Annotated in this window: 5 protein-coding genes; 4 read left to right on the top strand and 1 reads right to left on the bottom strand. The window is 66.8% G+C overall.

Going from position 1 to position 3,713, the window contains the following annotated elements; translation table 11 throughout:
- The 3 genes from VFA16_RS21345 to VFA16_RS21335 form a co-directional block, all read left to right on the top strand.
- The coding region (locus tag VFA16_RS21345; protein WP_422656562.1) for a DUF7373 family lipoprotein at nucleotides 1–256 on the top strand (256 nt) is incomplete at its 5' end.
- Between the two features lie 71 nt (nucleotides 257–327).
- On the top strand, nucleotides 328–1,212 hold the full coding sequence (gene sigI / locus VFA16_RS21340; RefSeq protein WP_324969746.1) for an RNA polymerase sigma factor SigI: 885 nt from the start codon (nucleotides 328–330) through the stop codon (nucleotides 1,210–1,212).
- Between the two features lie 56 nt (nucleotides 1,213–1,268).
- Nucleotides 1,269–1,688, top strand: a complete 420-nt coding sequence (locus tag VFA16_RS21335) for an SRPBCC family protein (RefSeq protein ID WP_324969745.1) — start codon at nucleotides 1,269–1,271, stop codon at nucleotides 1,686–1,688.
- Nucleotides 1,689–1,695: 7 nt separating this feature from the next.
- Here VFA16_RS21335 and VFA16_RS21330 read toward each other — a convergent pair whose 3' ends face one another.
- A complete protein-coding gene (locus tag VFA16_RS21330) occupies nucleotides 1,696–2,844 on the bottom strand; it encodes a MinD/ParA family protein (RefSeq protein ID WP_324969744.1) in 1,149 nt (382 codons plus the stop codon).
- A 499-nt stretch (nucleotides 2,845–3,343) separates the two neighbouring features.
- Here VFA16_RS21330 and VFA16_RS21325 point away from each other — a divergent pair.
- Nucleotides 3,344–3,713: hypothetical protein (locus VFA16_RS21325; protein ID WP_324969747.1), on the top strand; the 370-nt coding region annotated here is incomplete at its 3' end.

Genomic DNA, 3,713 nt, shown 5'->3' with positions numbered 1-3,713 from the left:
CAAGGACCCTGAGAGTGCGCAGCGGTTGGCCAAGGCACTCGGAGATGACACCGCGCGCCGGCCCGCATCCCACTCCGCACAGGCGGTGGCCGGGCTGCCGCAAAGCCGCTGTGTGCGCCTAGATGAGGAAAATGGGTTGGTGCCCCGCCACTGGTGCATAGCCACGGTCGACAGGTTCGCGGTCAAAGCCGTTGCGCGGCAGCTCGACAACACCCACCAGGAGTTGGCCGCGCAGTACCTCATCCTCACCCGATGACATCCGTGCCGACGCGGGGAAGTTCGACAGGTGACCTGTAACTTTTACCGACCCCGGATCGTCGTGAGTACATGAGCCAACCACCAAGCGATCAGGTCACCGAGGCCTGGCGTCACCATCGCCCATATCTGGTGAATCTGGCCTACCAGATGCTCGGCGACGTCGGCGACGCCGAAGATGTTGCGCAAGAAGCTTTTCTGCGGCTATCCCGCACCGATCCGGACCAGATCGACGATGTGCGCGGCTGGCTGACCGTGGTGGCAAGCCGAATCTGCCTCGATCAGCTGCGTTCGGCGCACGCCCGCTACGAGCAGCCGGCCGAGATCGACCAGCAGGAGTCGGCGGTCAACCAAACCCGGCGACTCGACCCCGCCGATCGGGTCACACTCGACGACGAGGTGCGTGCGGCACTGCTAGAAGTGCTGCGCCGGCTGAGCCCCGGCGAACGGGTGGCCTTCGTGCTGCACGACGTTTTTCAGATTCCGTTCGACGCGATCGCAGAAACGGTGGGCCGTCCGGTCGGCACCTGCCGTCAGCTGGCCCGGCGGGCGCGTGCGAAGTTCACCCAGGCCGGCCCGAAGCTAACCGAGGTGGCCCCGACCGAGCATGCGCTCGTCGCTGAGAAGTTCATCACCGCATGCGCTAACGGAGACATCGAGGCGTTGGCTGCGGCGCTCGATCCGACGGTGTGGGGAGCGGCAACCCTGCTGGCCGACCCGGCTCCGCCGCAACAGGTCAACCACGGACCGGACGCCGTCGCCACCAGCTTGCTGCGGTATCTGGGCCCCGGCGTGACGCTGGTCAGCGGACCCGCCGGGCAGCCCGTGCTGCTGGCGTTCGCCCGACGACGACTGTTCGCCGTGCTCGTGCTGACGATCCGCGACGAGCTGATCACCAAAATCGAGGCCACGGTCGATCCGTTCGCGCGCGTCGCGGCTTTCGACAGCACCACCTGACTGGTGGTCGGCCGCGGTAAACCAGGTGACATGATGCGCGCGGAGGTGGTTCGCGGATGCGAGATGTGTGTGAGGAAACCGTGCACGCCCCGGCCGAACGAGTCTGGCAGCTGTTGGTCGACGTGGAGGGCTGGCCTTCCTGGACCGCGTCGATGCGGGAAATCAAGCGCCTCGACGACGGTCCGCTCAGGGTAGGCAGCCGATCCCGGGTGGTCCAGCCGAAAGGTCGACCGATGGTGTGGACGGTGACCGAACTGGAGCCGATGCGCAACTTCACCTGGGTGGCCAAGCAGCCGGGGCTGACCCTCGAGGCGGTGCATCGCATCGAAGACGCTGGAGACCATGTACGGACAACCCTGGAATTCAGGGGCAGCGGCCCGCTGGCGTGGCTGGGGTCGATGATCGCCCGATCCAGAATCCGCGAATATCTCGGAATGGAAAGCGCCGGACTGAAGCGCGTCGCCGAAAGCGGGTGACGGCGCGTCAGGTGGCGAGCCGGTTTCGCGCATTCTCGGGACGCGACGCGAAATATTGCGCGACCGTCGCGGCGATCTCCAGAAATCGGCGTCTCGTTGCCGGAGCCATCTCACTGCGCACGTCGATGACGCCGCCGGGCCGGAGATGCGGGTCGAACGGCACCTCGACCACCTTTTGTCCACGGTCGGTGAACTGGCGTGCCAGCATCGAGCGGGTGCGTCTATCCGCGTGCCCGTCAGAGTCGTTGAGCACCACAACGCTGCGCTGTAGCAGACCGGTGCGGCCGTGCTCGGCCAGCCACTCCATGGTCTGCGCCGCCGCCGATGCGCCGTCGGCCCACGGCGACGACACCACGATCAGCGCATCCAGGTCACGTAGCGCCTCCTGGGTGACCGGCGCGTCCATCGTCGAACCGCAATCGACGATCGAAATCGTGAAATGGCGATCAAGCCGCAACGCGGCTTCTCGATAGATGGCCGGGTCGAGTACGCGACGCCGACCGGTGGGCGAATCACCGGCCAGCACATGCAGGCCAGCGGAATTGGTGCCAACCCGGGCGCGCACATCGGCGAACGACCGCAGGTTCTTGTCCGCGGCGAGCTCCCAATACGAGGTCTGGGTCCGCGGGTCGATCCTGCTGGCGAGCCTGCCGAACGCGGTGTCGGCGTCGACTGCGACTACCCGGTCCTGCTGGCGCAGCTCGGCGAAGATCGAGCCGACGCTGGCCGCCACAGTCGTTTTCCCGACACCGCCCTTGCCCAAGACGCCAACCTTGTAGTTGCCACGCAGAACGGACCGGACGGCCGCTTCGAACTGGGCCTCTTGGCGCTCCTGCAGCGAGGGGCCCAGATTGACCAAGCCGAGTGTGGCCACCAGCACGACGTGTCGCCAGCCGCGGGTGGGCTGCGGGCGCGCCGGGCGGGCAACGGGCTTTGCGGGCGCCGGTCTCCACGCGGGTGAAGGGCGGTGTGGGACCGAAGCCGGCCGTGGCGGGGGAGGGGCCGCCGTCGGGCGAGGTCGCGCTGGCGCCGGGTAGGCGGGCAGCGGCATGGTCGGCTGATGTTGAGCCTGGGCATGTGGCGGCTGCGCCGGAGGCGGGCCGGCAGGGGATGCAGGACGCAGCCGGTCCCTCAGGAAGTCGTCACGCTCGCTCATCAGATTTCCGCATTCTGCTCGGTGCGGAAAGGCGCGGTGGCCCATCGGCAACGGGGGGCATGCGACCAGTATCGGTCACCCGTTGCCCTGCGGTTCGGCCCCGGGAGGACGTAAACAGAAGCTGGCCTTTCCCGACCCTCGATTTGCTTAGGTGAGCCGCATCACCCGCCACCCGTGATCTGTGACCAGCTGTCATCGCGTACGACGTGACGGGCGTCGCAGTAAAAACGCGTTCGGGCCGACCACTGCATTGAACGGCTACTATTGACGAAGTTGGCATGTCAGGCGGTTTTTGTCATATCGTTTTACGACTTGTCGAGACCGGGTACAGGGCCACCGTTCAGCGCTGCACGGACGCATCCCCTGACCGGATCATCACCGCTTGGTGACCACCGTATCGACAAGACCGAAGGGGCCTAGCCCGCAACCTCCGGGGGCGCGGCGCCGACGGAGCCGTTTATATGCCGCGCAGAAAGTTTTCGTGAAGGGTCAGGTGGGAATGGCGCCCAACCGCGTCGGCCTGTACAACCCCGCGTTCGAGCACGACTCGTGCGGGGTGGCCATGGTCGTGGACATGCATGGCCGCCGTAGCCGCGACATCGTGGACAAGGCGATCACCGCGCTGCTCAACCTCGAGCACCGCGGCGCCCAAGGCGCCGAGCCGCACAGCGGTGACGGCGCCGGCATCCTGATCCAGGTTCCCGACAAGTTCCTGCGCTCGGTGGTGGAGTTCGAGCTGCCGCCCGCGGGCAGCTACGCCACCGGGATTGCGTTCTTGCCGCAATCGTCCAAAGACGCCGCGGCAGCCTGCGCGGCGGTGGAAAAAATCGTCGAAGCCGAAGGGCTGCAAACGCTCGGCTGGCGCGACG

This window comes from Mycobacterium sp., from assembly GCF_035653355.1.
Classification (GTDB): Bacteria; Actinomycetota; Actinomycetes; order Mycobacteriales; family Mycobacteriaceae; genus Mycobacterium.
The sequence above is the reverse complement of the archived record's forward strand: the minus strand, read 5'-3'. Positions and strand labels throughout refer to the sequence as shown.